The following is a 16448-nucleotide window of genomic DNA, read 5'->3' on the forward strand; positions in this document are numbered from 1 at the left end:
TAAATACGGCGTCTTTTGCCCCGAGGCTTTTTCAACGGGGCGCTCATCATAACAGGACGGCCCCGCCCAAGACAGCGGCCGTCATAGGGACGCAAGCCGCCATGCAAGTGAAACACCTGCTGCTGATCGCCATCCTCGCACTGACCGCTGCTTGCTCATCGAAGGAAGTCGTTGACGAAAACCTGAGCGAGGTCGAGCTGTACCAGCAGGCGCAGACCGACCTGGACAACAACAGCTATACCAGCGCCACAGCCAAGCTCAAGGCCCTGGAGTCGCGTTATCCGTTCGGTCGCTACGCGGATCAGGCACAGCTCGAACTGATCTATGCCAACTACAAGAACGCCGAGCCGGAGGCCGCCAAGTCCGCCGCCGAGCGTTTCATCCGCCTGCACCCACAACACCCGAACGTGGACTACGCCTACTACCTCAAGGGCCTGACCTCCTTCGACCAGGACGTCGGCCTGCTGGCGCGCTTCCTGCCGCTGGACATGACCAAGCGTGACCCGGGTGCCGCACGCGACTCCTACAACGAGTTCGCCCAGCTCACCAGCCGCTTCCCGAACAGCCGCTACGCGCCGGACGCCAAGCAGCGCATGATCTACCTGCGCAACCTGCTGGCCTCCTACGAAATCCACGTGGCCGACTACTACCTGACCCGTCAGGCCTATGTAGCCGCCGCCAACCGTGGCCGCTACGTGGTGGAAAACTTCCAGGAAACCCCGTCGGTGGCCGATGGCCTGGCGGTGATGACCGAGGCTTACCAGCGTCTGCACCTGGACGAACTGGCCGCCACCAGCCTGGAAACCCTGAAGCTCAACTACCCCGATCACCCGACTCTGGTCGACGGCCAGTTCGTGCCACGGGTCGCCGAGGCGGACAACCGCTCCTGGCTGAGCAAGGCCACCCTGGGCCTGATCGAGTCCCGTCCACCGCTGCCGCCGGGAGAAACCCGCGCCAACCAGGACGTGATGAAGCAATACCAGGACGCCAAGGACGCGATTCCGGCCGAGCTCAAGCCTAAAGACGCCAATGGCGACGCTGTCGAAGAAGAACAGCATGAAGCCGAAGGCAACAACAGCGACCGCTCGTGGTTCAGCTACATGACCTTCGGCGTGTTCGACTGACACCGCCGCGGTCACAAAAAAGGGAGACTTTCGAGTCTCCCTTTTTTTGTCCGTGGATTTCAGCGCTGATTGCACTGTGCGCCCGGCATGACCTTGGCTAAACTGCCGGTTCCTCACTCACATAGCTGGCTACCATGCTTCGTCTACTGTTCTGGATCGCCCTGATTGCCGCTGCGGTATGGCTCTGGCGCAAATTCAAGCAGCCCGCCTCCGGCACCGCTGCGCCCCGCGAACCCAGCACCACGCCCATGGTGCGTTGTGCCCACTGCGGCGTGCACCTGCCCCGCGACCGGGCGCTGAGCCTCGAGCAACAGTGGTATTGCAGCCAGGCGCACCTGGAGCAAGGTCCGATCTCCCGCGATCGCTGAACCTCGACCGCAGCGGTGCAGATGACGTCAAAAGCACGTTGTTTGCACCGCTGAATAATTCGCTACAAAAAAGCCACCGCCCCTCCTCTCCTCGCTTCCGGCCGGCAACCCTCGGCAAATCGGGGCTATTACCCTGCGCGTCATCTTGAATCCGACCAAACGGCCCCGCACCGCCCGGCCTTGAGCGGGCCAACGACCTCAAGCCTGCCTAGACTTCACGACACGCCAGGATGGCGGGTGCTCTCGCACCTCTTTCGCTCACGGATGAAGCAGTAAGCGGCATGAGCCCACGACAAAAAGTCTTGATCGTCGATGACGATCCAGGCATTCGCGAATATCTGGAAATCAGCCTCGGCCGGATGCAACGCCATACCCGCAGCGCCCGCACCCTGGGCGAAGCGCGTCACTGGCTGGCGCGGGAAGGCTTCGACCTGTGCCTGAGCGACCTGCATTTGCCCGACGGCACGGGGCTGGAATTACTCGAGCATATCCGGTGCCGCCAGCTGCGAATGCCGCTGGCCATACTCAGCACCTGCGCCCGCCAGGAAACCGCGATCCACGCCCTGAAGGCCGGCGCCATCGACTTCCTGAGCAAACCCGTGGCCCTGGCGCGCTTGCGCGAGCTGCTGAATGGTGCCCTGCCCGGATCGACACCCCCGCCCCCTGCCACCGGTCCATTGCTCGGCGATTCGGCCGCCATGCACAAGCTGCGCGGACAAATCGGCAAACTGGCCCGGAGCCAGGCCTCGGTCTATATCAGCGGAGAGTCCGGAAGCGGCAAGGAACTGGTCGCCCGCGCAATCCACGACCAGGGTCCTCGAGCCAGCCACGCCTTCGTGCCGGTCAATTGCGGAGCCATCCCACCGGAACTGATGGAGAGCGAGTTTTTCGGCCATCGCAAAGGCAGCTTCAGCGGCGCTATCGAAGACAAGCCCGGTCTGTTCCAGGCGGCACACGGCGGCACGCTGTTTCTCGATGAGGTGGCCGATCTGCCGCTGGCAATGCAGGTCAAATTGCTCCGCGCACTGCAGGAGAAGGCGATACGTTGCGTCGGCGAACAGCAGGAAGTCCAGGTCGATGTGCGCATTCTCTGCGCCACCCACAAGGCGCTGCAGGCGGAAGTGCATGCCGGGCGCTTTCGCCAGGATCTCTACTACCGCCTGAACGTGATCGAACTGCCGGTGCCAGCGCTACGGGCGCGCAAGGCCGATATCGAACCCTTGACCACCGCCATCCTCGAGCGCCTGGCGCAGGGTAACGGCCAACAACTGACACGGCTTCAGCCAAGCGCGTTGCTGGCACTCCAGGGCTACGACTTTCCCGGTAACGTGCGCGAACTGGAGAACCTGCTCGAACGGGCGCACACCCTGTGCGAGAACCGGCGGATCGAAGCACGCGACCTGCGCCTGACGCCCAACGGCGCCCACCCGGCCATCACGCCCGGACCGGCACAGGTGATCAACCTTGAGAAACATCTGCAAGAAGTCGAGCGCCGGCTGATCCTCCAGGCCCTGGAGCACACCCGCTGGAACCGCACGGCGGCGGCCCAGCGCTTGAGCCTGTCGTTTCGTTCGATGCGCTACCGGCTGAAGAAACTCGGCCTGGATTAAATTCGCCCACTGGGCGCATAAGGCGCCGGGTCGATGATCGGCTCCCGGCCCAGCATCAGGTCGGCGAACAGCTGGCAGGACGCTGGCGCCAGGACCAGACCGTTGCGGTAGTGCCCGCAGTTCAACCACAGCCCCGCCAGCCCCGGCACCGGGCCGATATAGGGAATGCCCTCGGGCGAACCCGGACGCAGCCCCGCCCAATGCCCCACCACCTCGGCCTGCGCCAGCGCCGGGATCAACTCGATGGCCGAAGCCTTCAGGCTTTCCAGGGCCGACGAGGTCGGGGTCTTGTCGAAGCCTTCATGCTCCAGGGTACTGCCGATCAAGATGTGGCCGTCGCGCCGGGGAATCGCGTAACGCCCCTTGGCCAGGACCATGCAGGAAAGAAAGTCCGAGGCGCACTTGTAGAGGATCATCTGGCCTTTGACCGGCTCCACCGGCAACGCCAACCCCAGGCTCTTGAGCAATTCGCCGCTCCAGGCCCCTGCCGCCAGCACCACCTGATCGCCACGGATTTCGCCCAGGGAGGTCTGCACCCCGAGCACTCGCTCACCTTCGCGGATAAACCCGCTGACTTCGCAGTGCTCGTGAAGGGTCACCGCTGGCAACGCCGACAGGGCGGCCTTCAGCGATTTGACCAGGCGCGGATTGCGCACGTTGGCCACGTCGGCCATGTAGATCGCCCGCGAAAAACCGCCGCCCAGCACCGGCACCGCGTCATGAGCCACCGAGATATCCACAGCGCTCAATGGCCGCTGTTCCCGCCGGGCCCAGGCCAGCGCTTCGGCCTCGTCGTCGAGGTCCAGCCAGTACAGGCCGGTGGTGTGCACTTCGGGATCGACACCGGTCGTGGCAAACAGGCGTTCGGCCAGCTGTGGATAAAAATCCTGCGACCAATGCGCCAGCGCGGTGACCGCCGGGCTGTAGCGCCAGGGGTACAGCGGCGAGACGATCCCGCCGCCGGCCCAGGAGGATTCCTGGCCGACATTCGAGCGTTCGAGCAGCACCACCTGCTGCCCGGCGGACGCCAGATTGAACGCGGTCAGCAGGCCGATCACTCCACCGCCGACAATCACCACTTGCTGTTGCTTTGCCATAGTCCAGTCCAGGAAATGAAAACACCGGGCGCCGCCAGCGTCCGAGAAGATTGTTCAGCGCCCCCAGCAATCCTTGCTGGTCACCCCGTCGGCCATATTGTTGTTGCCCATGGCACCGGTGTGGCTAAGGGTGAACTCGCCGCACTTGTCGCCGGCCATCATGCTCTCGGTTTTCGGCGTCGCGGTCAGGGTAAAGCTCTGGTCGGCCAGGACTGGCGTGATGCTGTAGTCGTCGTTGCCGGCGCTGAGGCCCGGAGCGTTGCTGTAGACACCGCCCTTGGAATGAAACCGCTCGAGGCTCTGCGCCTGTTCCGACAGCAGGCCGGCGATTTGCGTGCGATGGGTTTTCTTCACGTACTCGGTGATGCTGGGCAGGCTCAGGGTGACGACGAGCCCGATGATCGCAATCACGATCATGATTTCGATCAGGGTAAAACCTTGGTTGGATCTACGCATGCCTCACTCTCACTTACTGTATTTGTCGCCACATGATGCGGCGGCTGCCACCACCCGGCTTCTCGACCAGGGAGGCGATACCGCCGCCGGAATCGCTGACGATTTTGCGGGTAGCGCGGTTAAGGACAGCGCTCAACGCAGGAATGCCGCCGGTAAAGATGACGCCGCTGGAAGGCGTGTCCAGACCATCGACCACTTCATCGCCATTGGTGTCGAGCACCGCGTCGCCCTGCATCTTACCGCTGAATGCGTCCAGCTCGACCAATTTGCCGTTGCTGGCGCTGGAACAAGGGTCGCCCGCCTCGACAGCAGCAGTGCTGAAGACAATGCGACCCGCCACCAACGTGGCCTGATTGATGACCCGCTCGCCGCTGGACGCCTCCCCCAGCGGCAGGTACCAGCCCTGCTCGGCCGGATAACTGACATCCGCCTGGGTGCTGGTGATATAGGAGCCCGCGCTACCGGCAAACAGCCCGGTGATCGCTTGCGCCTGCAGGTCAGCCACGGTGATGCTGCCCGTACCAGCCGGGGCATCCCAGACCGCGTAAAAGCCCTGGGCATCCTTGCTGCGTTTGTCGGCCAGCTCGCTGAGCTTGCCGGTGCCGAACAGCACCAGCTTGCCGCCCTCGGGATGATCCACCAGCAACGGCTGCGCGGTGATCGGCTGGCTCGCGCCACCCGGAGCGCTGAACAACGGAGCACCACCAAAGGCCGGGCCCCAGCTGTCCGGCGCCGAACCGCTCAAATCGAACTTCCACAGATGGCCCTGGAGATCGCCGCCATAGGCCGCCTGGACCACATTCTGGCTGTCCACCCGAACCTTCACCGAGGACAGGCCGTTCTCCTGCCCATTGCCATCGACCGGGATTTTCCTGATCAGCGAGCCATCGCGAATATCCACCACATACAGGGCGGCGACCCCGGAATGGCTGCCATAGCCATTGCCGACAAAGGCCGCCCAGCGCCCGTCGGCCAAGCGTGCCACTTCCGGGCGGGCGTAGGCATAACCCAGGTCATTGAACGGGTGGCTGTTATCGGCAACCTCAGGCGCGGCGATTTCCCACAGCGCCTGAGGCGTATTGCCGGCCTGGCCATACAGCTGCACTGCGTAAAACACCTTGCCGCCGGCCCCGGTGCCCGCCAGCGCCAGGGTTGCCCAGGCCGTGCCGAGTTGGGCATCGAAGACCGCCACCGGGCCATCGGCCAAAAATCGGTGACGCTCCCCGTTGACATAGCCGGGGTCGGCGATGTGATGCAGCAGCGGCAAGGCACTGGAGGGCATATAGGCGTAGCGGCGCCGGCCATTCTCAGGGTCGATCAGCGAAAGCAGGCCATCATTGGCGTTGACCAACAGGCTCGGGGTCATGCCTTGGGCCTTGCTCGCCAGGTAGGCGCTGTAGTCGCTGTAGTCGCTGTCGCCCTGCAGGTCGGCGGCGTCCTGCGCGGTCGGCGCCGCCATGACCAGCGGCGAGTTGACGATGTCCCCCAGCAGGCGGGTACGCACCTTGAGCCCAGCCCGGTTACTCCCCTGGCTCCAGGCCAGTAGATCGGCCGCGGTGGTGCCGGGCGGCAGGTTCTGGGCGAGCGCGGCCTGCTGCGCGCCGGACAATTGGTCATGGCGCAAGGCAACGGCGGTTCGGGAGGCACTGTTCCAGGTCTGGAAGATCCCCGGCGACGCATCGGCAACCAGGGTCGAGTCCGTGCTCCACAGCGGCGTACGGGTGTCGACCGCACCAGCGGGGCTGATGCCATACGCCCTGATGGTGCCGTGCCAATCGACGGGGTCATAAGACGCCTGGAAATAACTCGAACCGCTGGCCAGCCCGGCGGCCCCCGCCGTGGCGCTGCCCGCCTGGGCGGCGGAAGCCGAAACCTCGCCCAGGGCCGAGGCCAGCGCGGCGTCGAGCCCCGCCTTGTCGGTCACCGGGTAGAACTTGCCCCGGCCATAGTTCGCCGCATCCAGCAGCATGGGGTACTGCGCGTTGAGACCGATGGTGTAAGTGTTCATGTGCTGTTGCGCGAAGCCCGCCGAATCCCAGCTTTTCCCCGCGATATCCATGCCTGCCGCGCGCATGTCGATATCCACCGCCAGCTTGGCGATGTCATCCAGATACAGACTGCTGCCCTCCTCGTTGCCACCAGGATTAATGCCGTCATTGGGCACCCCATCCCAATCTGGCAGGCTGCTCGCCCCCTGGGGTTCACGGGAGGGAAAACTGTGGTCGTAACTGGGCAGGCCATCGGTCACCACCAGGCCGTAATTGCGCTGGCAGCGATACTGGATCGGGCTGCCATAGGTAGAGGGCGTGCTGTTGTAGTAAGGCGTCAGCCCCCGAAAATAACGGCTGATCTCGTAATAGGTTTCCGCCAGCGGCGCCTCGGCCGAGGCCCTGAGCCCGCCGATGGCGGACAGCAATACCCGGTAATTGTCGTCAGCCTGAGCCCGGCTGACCTGATCGCCGACCGGAGCCAGATCGCTGATGGCGCGCACGATACGCCCACCCGGCGCCAGATCGCCGCCCGCTGGCGGGTTGAAGCTCGCCAGGCCAATGCGCAGCGCGCGGTTGTCAGCCACCAGCTTGCTGGCGGCCTCACGCACCAGGGTCATCCGGTCTTGAACGGGAATCGAGCCATCGGTGAAATCCCGATCGCGACCGTCGGCCAGGGCCAGCAGGTAAGCCAAATAGGCAGCCGAATAACGGGTGCGGCCGTTCCCCGCGGGATCAGGCAGCTTGAGGCACTGTGCCCGGGCATGGTCGCGGTAGAAACCGACATAACCGCTGGCGCAGCCCGCCTGGCTCAGCGTTGAGAGAGCAAGCGAATCCGCGCTCGGACTGGCTCCGGCCAGGCATTCGCCCGCCTGCATCCGGCACGGCCTGACCGGCGCCCGCGCCAGCCCGGGATCGAAGCCCGGGGCATAGACGACGCTGTTCATGCTCTGCGAATCGTCGAGCAGCAGCATCACATTCGGTGCCACCGCCGCCGCGTTCGCCAAAGGTGCCTGCGCCGGGCTGAAGCCATAGGCCGGGGCACTCAGATAGAGGCCCAGCAAAGCGCCAGCCAGCAATCCCCCAGGCCTTTCAATACTTGGCATAAATGCTCTCCAGCACGCTGCGCGAGTGGCCGGCCAGCCCGACAGCGGTCACCCGGTACAGGGTCGCGGAAGTGTTGCTCGGCACATGGACTGCCCCCAGCGTCGTACCGAGGTTCTGTACAGCGTAAAATCCGTTACCGGTGGCGATCCAGGTCACGCCCGAATGGCTGTTGTGGCCCGCGGCGCTGACAGCCGCGGACTCGCCGGGCGGCGCGCAGTGGCCGCCGCTACAGGCTGCCAATACATAACTGTCCTGCTGCACCGCGCTCTCACCGATGCGCAAGGCCATCTCCGCCGCCTGGAACGACTGATTGCGCAGCCACAGGCCGCCGGCCATCTTTTCCTGCAAGGTCGCGTTCTGCATCGACGAAATGCCGATCAAGGTCAGCAGCAACAGGAACACCAGACTCATCAACAGCGCCATGCCGCGCTGCGCCCCGGGAGCCGTTCGATACGAAGTCATCGGCAACTCCCTCACAACAGGCGATTGCGCAAGGCGGCCACCACATTGAACGTCTGCGGCCGCACTCGCGCCTGGGGATCGCTCAGGGTCAGGCTCAAGCGCACGCTGCGGATCCGTGCCGGGTCTGCGGGATCACGGCTATAGCTGGAGGCCGCGACATCCGTGGCGGTGCTGGCGATGCCGAACGACACGTCGAACCCACTGACATTGTTCACCAGCACCGCCTGGCCGGAGCCAGTGCCGGTGCCCATCAGCAGTTGATCGTCCTTCAAGCTGTACACCAGGCGCCGCACCGCAAACGCCTGCTGCCCCGAGGGGGCCTTGCGGGCGCCGGTGTAGGCGGTGGCGCTATTGCGGCAATCGCTCAGCACGGTCCAGGTCGGGGTGCCGCCGCTGTCGCCGATATCGGCCGTGACCAGCGTCAGCCGGTGGTTGGCGTTGTCCCAGCGAATCGGCGTTTGCGCATGGCCGGCGAAGTCCGCGGCAATGCTGGCATCGGCGATGCTCTGCAGGCAGCCGAACATGCCGACCATGCGTATCTCCTGGATCATCTTGCTCAGCACGAAGCGCGCATCCTCTTGCAGGCTGGCCGAGGCGTTCTGGCTGACATAGGTGTTTTTGGCCGAGATGAAAATCTGCGTCACGCCCAAGGCCACGATCAGGCTCAACGCCAGCGCCACCAGCATTTCGATCAGACCGAAACCGCTGCTCCCGCGTCTCATGGCTTGCTCCCCGGATCCACCGCCACCCGACTGCTCAGGACAAAACTGCGGGAGCCTTCAGCAGGCTGGGCAGAAACATGGGCGGCACGGGCGTCGTCCCAGGTGATGCTGATGGTGAATACGCCCTGCTTGAGGCTGATATGGCCCTCGGCGGTCGGCCCGCCGAAACTCTCGACATTGCGCTGGAAGTCATAGAGGTCCTGGTCCCGAACCACGCCGAAATTGCCGGCCTCGGGAGCTGCCACGGTGTAGTCCGCGGCGCTGTTGGCGCGGATGCGATCGAGCATGTCATAGGCGATGAAGCTGGCCTGGCTGGTCATCAATGCACTGTCGGTGTAGCGCAGGGCATTGAGCTGGACCGCCGCCGCACCGAGCAGGCCGACGCCGAGAATCAGCACCGCCACCAGCACCTCGATCAGCGTCATTCCGGCCTGCACGCTCCTGCCCGTCATTGGCACTCCCCGTTTACCGCTATCCGTCCGTTCAGGCACAGCGTGATCGTCCTGTGTTGCTCGCCCAGCACATAAGTCATGACCGGCGGGACCGCTGCCGATACACCGCCCAACGCGTTGAAGCCAATGCTGTCGAATTCAGAGGTTAGCGTCAGCCGGGCGCCGCGACTGACCGCGGGAACAACCCGCAATACATTCGTCGCCGGTCCGTCGCCTTGATAAATCGACAGCCCGCGGCTCCAGTCCGAATCGACCGCGGCCGGGCGCAGGTGAACCGGCAAGCCGCTGTCGATCGCCTCCAGACGCGCGTAATTCAAGCTGCGCAGCAGTTCGCTGATGTCGCTGTCGGCCTTGGAGCGCTGCGCCATCTGACTGAACGCGGGAACCACCAGGGTCAACAAAACCGCCGAAACTGCCAGGGCCACCAGCAATTCGATCAGCGTGAAACCTTCTGTACGGTGACGCATGCCATCCCCTTGAGCGGCCAGCGGCTATAACTGGCTCTGGCACTTCGAACCTTCATAGACCGAGGGTTTGAGGTTTTGCTCAATGGCCGGGCAAGGATTGTCCGGACCTGGCGCACTCCATGGAGGGAGAAACATGTCGCAGAAGGGTTTCGGCCTGATCGAAATAATCGTGGGCCTGGCGCTTGCCAGCCTGCTGATGCTGTTCGCCACCGCCTCATTCGGGGAGTTGTTCCAGTCGACACGCCGGCTGGATGCCGCACAGATGCTTGCCAGCGGCATTCGCAATGCGCGCACCGAAGCCATCCTGCGTCAGCAGCGGACCGTGATTCACGGGTTGAACGATGACTGGAGCCAAGGCTGGCGGATCATTCTGGATATCAGCGGCGAGGGCTCGCAGGACAGCGATAACCCGGTATTGCTTGAACGCCGGGAGGACGCCCGGGTGGCGATTGTCGGCAATCGCCCAGTGGAGCATTTCGTGCGCTTCAGTGGCCTGGGTGATCCGCAGCTGCCCAGCGGCGCCTTTCAGGCCGGGACGCTGCACATCTGCGCGGCCGATCCGGGAACGAGCCAGCACCAGGTGGTGCTTTCCCGCAGTGGGCGGGTCAGCCTGCGCAGCGACAAGGCCGCGCAGGCGTTATGCGACAGACAGGGCTGATCAGAGCAGGGAGCGAACGCGCAGCTCTTTGGGCATGGAGAAAGTGATGTTTTCTTCGCGGCCGGCCAATTCGTCGGCGCCGGTAGCGCCCCAGGCGTGCAACTGCTCGATCACGCCCCGTACCAGCACCTCGGGAGCCGAAGCCCCGGCGGTGATGCCGATGCGCTCGACGCCGTCAAACCAGCTGCGTTGCATGTCCTCGGCGCCGTCGATCAGGTACGCCGGGGTGGCCATGCGCTCGGCCAGTTCACGCAGGCGGTTGGAGTTGGAGCTGTTCGGGCTGCCCACCACCAGTACCACATCGCACTCGTCGGCCAGTTGCTTGACCGCGTCCTGACGGTTCTGCGTGGCGTAGCAGATGTCGTCCTTGCGCGGCCCGCCAATCGCCGGGAAACGCTGGCGCAAGGCATCGATGACCCGGCTGGTGTCGTCCATCGACAAGGTGGTCTGGGTAACGAACGCCAGCTTTTCAGGATTGCGCACCTGCAGCTCGGCGACGTCTTGCTCGTCTTCCACCAGGTAGATCGCACCGCCATTGCTGGCGTCGTACTGGCCCATGGTGCCTTCGACTTCCGGGTGGCCGGCATGGCCGATCAGGATGCATTCGCGACCGTCGCGGCTGTAGCGCGCCACTTCGATATGCACCTTGGTCACCAGCGGGCAGGTCGCATCGAAGACTTTCAGGCCACGGCCCGCCGCTTCGCTGCGCACGGCCTGGGAAACGCCGTGGGCGCTGAAGATCACGATGACGTCATCCGGCACCTGGTCCAGCTCCTCGACAAAGATCGCGCCGCGAGCGCGCAGGTCTTCGACGACAAATTTGTTGTGCACCACTTCATGACGCACGTAGATCGGCGGCCCGAAGACCTCCAGGGCGCGATTGACGATTTCGATCGCGCGGTCCACGCCAGCGCAGAAGCCACGGGGGTTGGCGAGTTTGATTTGCATGCTGTGCCTCGTGTCTTGCCCTGTAGGAGCGAGCTTGCTCGCGAAGAACTCAAAGACGCCGCGCTCATCCTGAATGCCAGCGTTATCGTTGAAGAACTTCGCGAGCAAGCTCGCTCCTACAGCAGGCTGGTTTCGTTAGTTACAGCGCTTTAACGTCGATGATCTCGACATCAAAGGTCAAGGTTTTACCGGCCAACGGATGGTTGAAATCAACCGTCACCTGGGCGTCATCAAAAGCTTTGACCACGCCTGGCAGCTCGGTATTCGCCGCATCGTTGAAGATCACCAGCAGGCCTTCGGACAGCTCCATATCCTGGAACTGCGAACGCGGGATGATCTGCACGTTTTGCGGGTTCGGCTGACCAAAGGCGTTTTCCGGCTCGATGTTCAGGCTGCGCTTGTCACCTGCCTTGAAGCCGAACAGGGCCGCTTCAAAACCTGGCAACAGGTTACCGTCACCGACCTTGAAGGTCGCCGGGGCCTTGTCGAAGGTGCTGTCCACCGTGTCGCCGTTCTCCAGGCGCAATGCGAAATGCAAAGTGACTTCCGTGTTCTGGCCGATGCGTTGTTCAGCCAATACCTGTTCAGTCATGAACGGCTTCTCCGGTTTTCTTGCTTTTGAACATATCCAGCGCAAGCATCACCGCACCCACGCTGATGGCGCTGTCGGCAAAGTTGAACGCCGGGAAATACCAGCGGTTCTGCCAATGCACCAGGATGAAATCGATCACATGGCCCAGGGCGATGCGGTCATACAGGTTGCCCAGCGCGCCGCCCAGCACCAGTGCCAGGGCGACCGCCAGCCAGGTTTCGTTGCGCCCCAGGCGCTTGAGCCAGACCACCAGTACCGCACTGACCACCACCGCGATCAGGGCGAACAACCAGCGCTGCCAGCCCGAGCTGTCCGCCAGGAAGCTGAATGCCGCGCCGGTGTTGTAGGCCAGGGTCCAGCTGAAGTAATCCGGGATCACCACAATCTGCTGGTACATCGACAGCGAGCTTTCGAAGTGCAGCTTGCTGGTCTGGTCGATGACCAGGACCAGCACACTCAACCACAGCCAGCCCAGACGGCCGAAACGGCCCGCGGCATTAGGCATAGTGACGAACCTCGCCTGCGCCGCTGATGTTGTCGACGCAGCGACCGCAGATTTCCGGGTGCTCGGGGTGCACGCCGACATCTTCACGGCAGTGCCAGCAACGGGCGCACTTGGCGAAGCTCGACTTGACCACTTTCAGCTTGAGGCCGGCGACTTCGGTTTCCACCGCATCCGCCGGTGCCTGCGCGAAAGGCGCGACGCTGGCGGTGGAGGTGATCAGCACGAAGCGCAGCTCGTTGCTCAGCTTGGCCAGGTCGGCGCTCAGCGCTTCCTCGGCGTACAGGGTCACTTCGGCTTGCAGGTTGCCACCGACGGCCTTGGCCGCGCGCTGGATTTCCATTTCCTTGTTGACCGCGACCTTGACCGCCATGATCCGCTCCCAGTAGGCACGGTCCAGCTCGAAGCCTTCCGGAAGCTCGCTGAGGCCCTGGTACCAGGTGTTGAGCATGACCGACTCGTTGCGCTCGCCCGGCAGGTACTGCCACAGCTCGTCGGCGGTGAAGGCGAGGATCGGCGCGATCCAGCGCACCAGCGCTTCGGAGATGTGGAACAGCGCGGTCTGGCACGAACGACGGGCCTTGCTGTCGGCGCCAGTGGTGTACTGGCGGTCCTTGATGATGTCCAGGTAGAAACCGCCCAGCTCCTGCACGCAGAAGTTGTGCACCTTGGAGTAGACGTTCCAGAAGCGGTATTCGCCGTAGTGCAGTTCCAGCTCGCGCTGCAGCAGCAGGGTGCGGTCCACGGCCCAACGGTCCAGCGCGAGCATTTCTTCGGCCGGCAGGATATCGGTGGCCGGGTTGAAGCCGCTCAGGTTGGAGAGCAGGAAGCGCGCGGTGTTGCGGATACGCCGGTAGGCGTCGGCGCTGCGCTGCAGGATCTGGTCGGAAACCGCCATTTCACCGGAGTAGTCGGTGGCCGAGACCCACAGACGCATGATGTCGGCGCCCAGGGTGTCGTTGACCTTCTGCGGCGCGATCACGTTGCCCAGGGACTTGGACATCTTGCGGCCGTTCTCGTCGACAGTGAAACCGTGGGTCAGCAGTTCGCGATACGGCGCATTGCCATCGATCGCGCAGCCAGTCAGCAGGGACGAGTGGAACCAGCCGCGGTGCTGGTCGGAACCTTCCAGGTACAGGTCGGCACGCGGGCCGCTGGCGTGGCCCATCGGGTGCGAGCCGCGCAGTACGTGCCAGTGAGTGGTACCGGAGTCGAACCAGACGTCCAGGGTGTCGCTGATCTTGTCGTATTGCGGGGCTTCGTCACCCAGCAACTCGGCCGCGTCCATCTTGAACCAGGCTTCGATGCCTTCGTGCTCGACACGCTTGGCAACTTCTTCCATCAACTCGACGGTGCGTGGGTGCAGATCGCCGCTTTCCTTGTGCAGGAAGAATGGGATCGGCACGCCCCAGTTGCGCTGACGGGAGATGCACCAGTCCGGACGGTTGGCGATCATCGAATGCAGGCGCGCCTGGCCCCAGGCCGGCACGAACTGAGTCTCTTCGATGGCCTGCAACGCACGCTGGCGCAGGGTGTTGCCGCTGGTTGGCTGCTTGTCCATGCCGACGAACCACTGCGCGGTGGCACGGTAGATCAGCGGGGTCTTGTGGCGCCAGCAATGCATGTAGCTGTGGCTGATGGTTTCGGTGTGCAGCAGCGCACCGACTTCAGTCAGCTTGTCGACGATGGCCGGGTTGGCCTTCCAGATGAACTGGCCGCCGAAGAACTCCAGCGAGGTGGCGTAAACACCATTGCTCTGCACTGGGTTGAGGATGTCGTCGTTGACCATGCCGTAACGCTTGCAGGTCACGAAGTCGTCTTCGCCGTAGGCTGGCGAGGAGTGAACCACGCCGGTACCCGCGCCCAGCTCGACGTACTCAGCCAGGTACACCGGCGACAGACGATCGTAGAACGGGTGACGGAAGTTGATCAGCTCCAGCGCCGAACCCGGGGCGGTGGCGATGACCGAGCCTTCCAGGTTGTAGCGGGCCAGGCAGGACTCCACCAGTTCCTCGGCCAGCACCAGCAGCTTGTCGCCAGCGTCGACCAGGGCGTAGCTGAACTCAGGGTGAACGTTCAACGCCTGGTTGGCCGGGATGGTCCACGGAGTGGTGGTCCAGATCACGATCGAAGCCGGCTTGCTCAGCTTGGCCAGGCCAAAGGCGGCGGCCAGCTTGTCTTCGTCGGCGATCGGGAAGGCCACGTCGATGGTCGAGGACTTCTTGTCCTGGTACTCGACTTCCGCTTCAGCCAGGGCCGAGCCGCAGTCGAAGCACCAGTTCACCGGCTTGAGCCCCTTGAACACGAAACCGCCCTTGACCATTTCCGCCAGGGCACGGATTTCCCCGGCCTCGTTGGCGAAGTCCATGGTCTTGTACGGGTTGGCCCAGTCGCCCAGCACGCCGAGGCGAATGAACTCGGCTTTCTGACCTTCGATCTGCTCGGTGGCGTAGGCACGGCATAGCTCACGGGTCTTGTCCGAGGACAGGTTCTTGCCGTGGGTGACCTCGACCTTGTGCTCGATCGGCAGACCGTGGCAGTCCCAACCCGGAACATAAGGCGCGTCGAAGCCCGCCAGGGTCTTCGAACGGATGATCATGTCCTTGAGAATCTTGTTGACCGCATGACCGATGTGAATCGAGCCGTTGGCGTAGGGCGGACCGTCGTGAAGTACGAACTTCGGACGATCCTTGCCAATTTCGCGCAACTTACCGTACAGGCCAATGCTGTCCCAGCGCTGCAGAATCTGCGGTTCGCGCTGAGGCAGGCCGGCCTTCATTGGGAAGGCGGTGTCCGGAAGGTTTAGCGTGGCTTTATAGTCGGTCATTTAAGGCTCTTCATTAGCGATTGGCGCTATGGATACGTGCAACTTCGGCACGGGCGGCGGCGACATCCGCGTTGATCGCCGTCTTCAGCGCCTCCAGAGAGGCGAAACGCTGCTCTTCACGCAGCTTGTGGTGGAAAACCACCGTCAAACGCCGGTCATACAGATCGCCGGCAAAATCTAAAAGATGGACTTCCAGGTGGGCCTTGCCATCACCTGCTACCGTCGGCCGCACGCCGATATTGGCGACGCCCGGCCAGGTCTTGCCGTCGATATCGACATCGACCAGGTACACCCCGGACAACGGTACGCGACGGCGCTTGAGCTGCACATTGATGGTTGGCGTACCCAACTGGCGCGCCAGCTTCTGCCCGTGCAGGACCCGCCCGGCGATGCGGAACGGGCGACCGAGCAGACGCTCGGCCAATACGAAATCGGCAGCCGCCAGCGCATTGCGGACCTGGGTGCTGCTGACGCGCAGGCCATCCAGTTCGACGGTCTGCGCGGCCTCGACGGTAAACCCGTGGGTGATACCGGCCTTTTGCAGGAAATCGAAATCACCGACCCGGTCGCAGCCAAAACGAAAATCATCGCCGACTTCCAGGTGCTGCACACCCAGGCCGTCGACCAGGATGGTCTCGACGAATTCACTGGCGCTGAGCTTGCTCAAGCGCTGGTTGAACGCCAGGCACAGGACCCGGTCGACGCCCTCCTCGGCCAGCAACTGCAGCTTGTCGCGCAAGCGTGCCAGGCGGGCCGGGGCGGTATCCGGAGCGAAGAACTCGCGCGGCTGCGGCTCGAATATCACCACGCAGCTGGGCACGCCCAACTCAAGCGCACGCTCACGCAGCCGGCCCAGGATAGCCTGGTGGCCACGGTGAACACCGTCGAAGTTGCCAATAGTGGCGACACAGCCCCGATGCTGGGGGCGCAGGTTGTGGAGGCCTCGGACCAGCTGCATAACGCACTTCTTGCTCATAAAGTGGTCGATTATAACCACACCCGACGGCCGGTGACAGGCAACAGCACGCGCCAAAGTGATCGAACCGACAAAACCACTGCCTCGCCGGC

Annotated in this window: 16 protein-coding genes; 4 read left to right on the forward strand and 12 right to left on the reverse strand. The window is 63.6% G+C overall.

What is annotated here, in order from left to right:
- Positions 1–101 precede the first annotated feature (101 nt).
- From AC3RCP_RS27550 to AC3RCP_RS27560, 3 genes are all read left to right on the forward strand, one after another.
- Positions 102–1124, forward strand: coding sequence for an outer membrane protein assembly factor BamD (locus tag AC3RCP_RS27550; RefSeq protein WP_007924720.1), 1023 nt, complete (start codon positions 102–104; stop codon positions 1122–1124).
- A gap of 134 nt (positions 1125–1258) precedes the next feature.
- Complete coding sequence (locus AC3RCP_RS27555) at positions 1259–1492, forward strand: PP0621 family protein (RefSeq protein WP_007924721.1); 234 nt, start codon at positions 1259–1261, stop codon at positions 1490–1492.
- A gap of 281 nt (positions 1493–1773) precedes the next feature.
- Positions 1774–3102 (forward strand): sigma-54-dependent transcriptional regulator, encoded by a 1329-nt coding sequence (locus tag AC3RCP_RS27560; protein WP_492571850.1) that lies wholly within the window; start codon positions 1774–1776, stop codon positions 3100–3102.
- Here the strand turns inward: AC3RCP_RS27560 and thiO are convergent.
- The 7 genes from thiO to AC3RCP_RS27595 are packed head-to-tail and all read right to left on the reverse strand — an operon-like array spanning position 3099 to position 9853.
- On the reverse strand, positions 3099–4199 hold the full coding sequence (thiO, locus tag AC3RCP_RS27565) for a glycine oxidase ThiO (RefSeq protein ID WP_492571851.1): 1101 nt from the start codon (positions 4197–4199) through the stop codon (positions 3099–3101). The two genes, AC3RCP_RS27560 and thiO, sit on opposite strands and share 4 nt — an antisense overlap.
- 54 nt (positions 4200–4253) lie before the next feature.
- Entirely contained in the window at positions 4254–4655 is a 402-nt protein-coding gene (locus tag AC3RCP_RS27570; protein ID WP_007924724.1) for a type IV pilin protein, read from the reverse strand.
- Between the two features lie 13 nt (positions 4656–4668).
- A complete protein-coding gene (locus tag AC3RCP_RS27575; RefSeq protein ID WP_492571852.1) occupies positions 4669–7749 on the reverse strand; it encodes a pilus assembly protein in 3081 nt (1026 codons plus the stop codon).
- On the reverse strand, positions 7736–8212 hold the full coding sequence (locus AC3RCP_RS27580; RefSeq protein WP_256593442.1) for a pilus assembly PilX family protein: 477 nt from the start codon (positions 8210–8212) through the stop codon (positions 7736–7738). The genes AC3RCP_RS27575 and AC3RCP_RS27580 overlap by 14 nt, the downstream gene beginning before the upstream one ends.
- Before the next feature lie 11 nt (positions 8213–8223).
- Positions 8224–8934 carry a PilW family protein gene (locus tag AC3RCP_RS27585; protein WP_492571853.1) on the reverse strand — a complete coding sequence of 237 codons (711 nt, stop codon included), beginning with the start codon at positions 8932–8934 and terminating at the stop codon, positions 8224–8226.
- A complete protein-coding gene (gene pilV, locus AC3RCP_RS27590) occupies positions 8931–9386 on the reverse strand; it encodes a type IV pilus modification protein PilV (RefSeq protein ID WP_007924729.1) in 456 nt (151 codons plus the stop codon). The genes AC3RCP_RS27585 and pilV overlap by 4 nt, the downstream gene beginning before the upstream one ends.
- A complete protein-coding gene (locus AC3RCP_RS27595; protein ID WP_007924730.1) occupies positions 9383–9853 on the reverse strand; it encodes a GspH/FimT family pseudopilin in 471 nt (156 codons plus the stop codon). The genes pilV and AC3RCP_RS27595 overlap by 4 nt, the downstream gene beginning before the upstream one ends.
- 133 nt (positions 9854–9986) lie before the next feature.
- Here AC3RCP_RS27595 and AC3RCP_RS27600 point away from each other — a divergent pair, with 133 nt between their 5' ends.
- Positions 9987–10511, forward strand: a complete 525-nt coding sequence (locus tag AC3RCP_RS27600; RefSeq protein WP_101339174.1) for a GspH/FimT family pseudopilin — start codon at positions 9987–9989, stop codon at positions 10509–10511.
- On the opposite strand, the gene ispH is transcribed toward AC3RCP_RS27600, so the two are convergent.
- From ispH to ribF, 5 genes are all read right to left on the reverse strand, one after another.
- Positions 10512–11459 (reverse strand): 4-hydroxy-3-methylbut-2-enyl diphosphate reductase, encoded by a 948-nt coding sequence (gene ispH, locus AC3RCP_RS27605; RefSeq protein WP_007924732.1) that lies wholly within the window; start codon positions 11457–11459, stop codon positions 10512–10514.
- A gap of 139 nt (positions 11460–11598) precedes the next feature.
- Positions 11599–12036 carry an FKBP-type peptidyl-prolyl cis-trans isomerase gene (fkpB, locus tag AC3RCP_RS27610; RefSeq protein WP_177323788.1) on the reverse strand — a complete coding sequence of 146 codons (438 nt, stop codon included), beginning with the start codon at positions 12034–12036 and terminating at the stop codon, positions 11599–11601.
- Between the two features lie 7 nt (positions 12037–12043).
- Positions 12044–12556, reverse strand: a complete 513-nt coding sequence (gene lspA / locus AC3RCP_RS27615) for a signal peptidase II (protein WP_101339175.1) — start codon at positions 12554–12556, stop codon at positions 12044–12046.
- Positions 12549–15380: an isoleucine--tRNA ligase gene (gene ileS, locus AC3RCP_RS27620; protein ID WP_492571854.1), complete on the reverse strand. Its 2832-nt coding sequence runs from the start codon at positions 15378–15380 to the stop codon at positions 12549–12551. The genes lspA and ileS overlap by 8 nt, the downstream gene beginning before the upstream one ends.
- Before the next feature lie 13 nt (positions 15381–15393).
- Complete coding sequence (gene ribF / locus AC3RCP_RS27625; protein ID WP_007924736.1) at positions 15394–16338, reverse strand: bifunctional riboflavin kinase/FAD synthetase; 945 nt, start codon at positions 16336–16338, stop codon at positions 15394–15396.
- Between the last annotated feature and the right edge of the window lie 110 nt (positions 16339–16448).

Source organism: Pseudomonas sp. GW822-FHT05A08 (assembly GCF_058800485.1).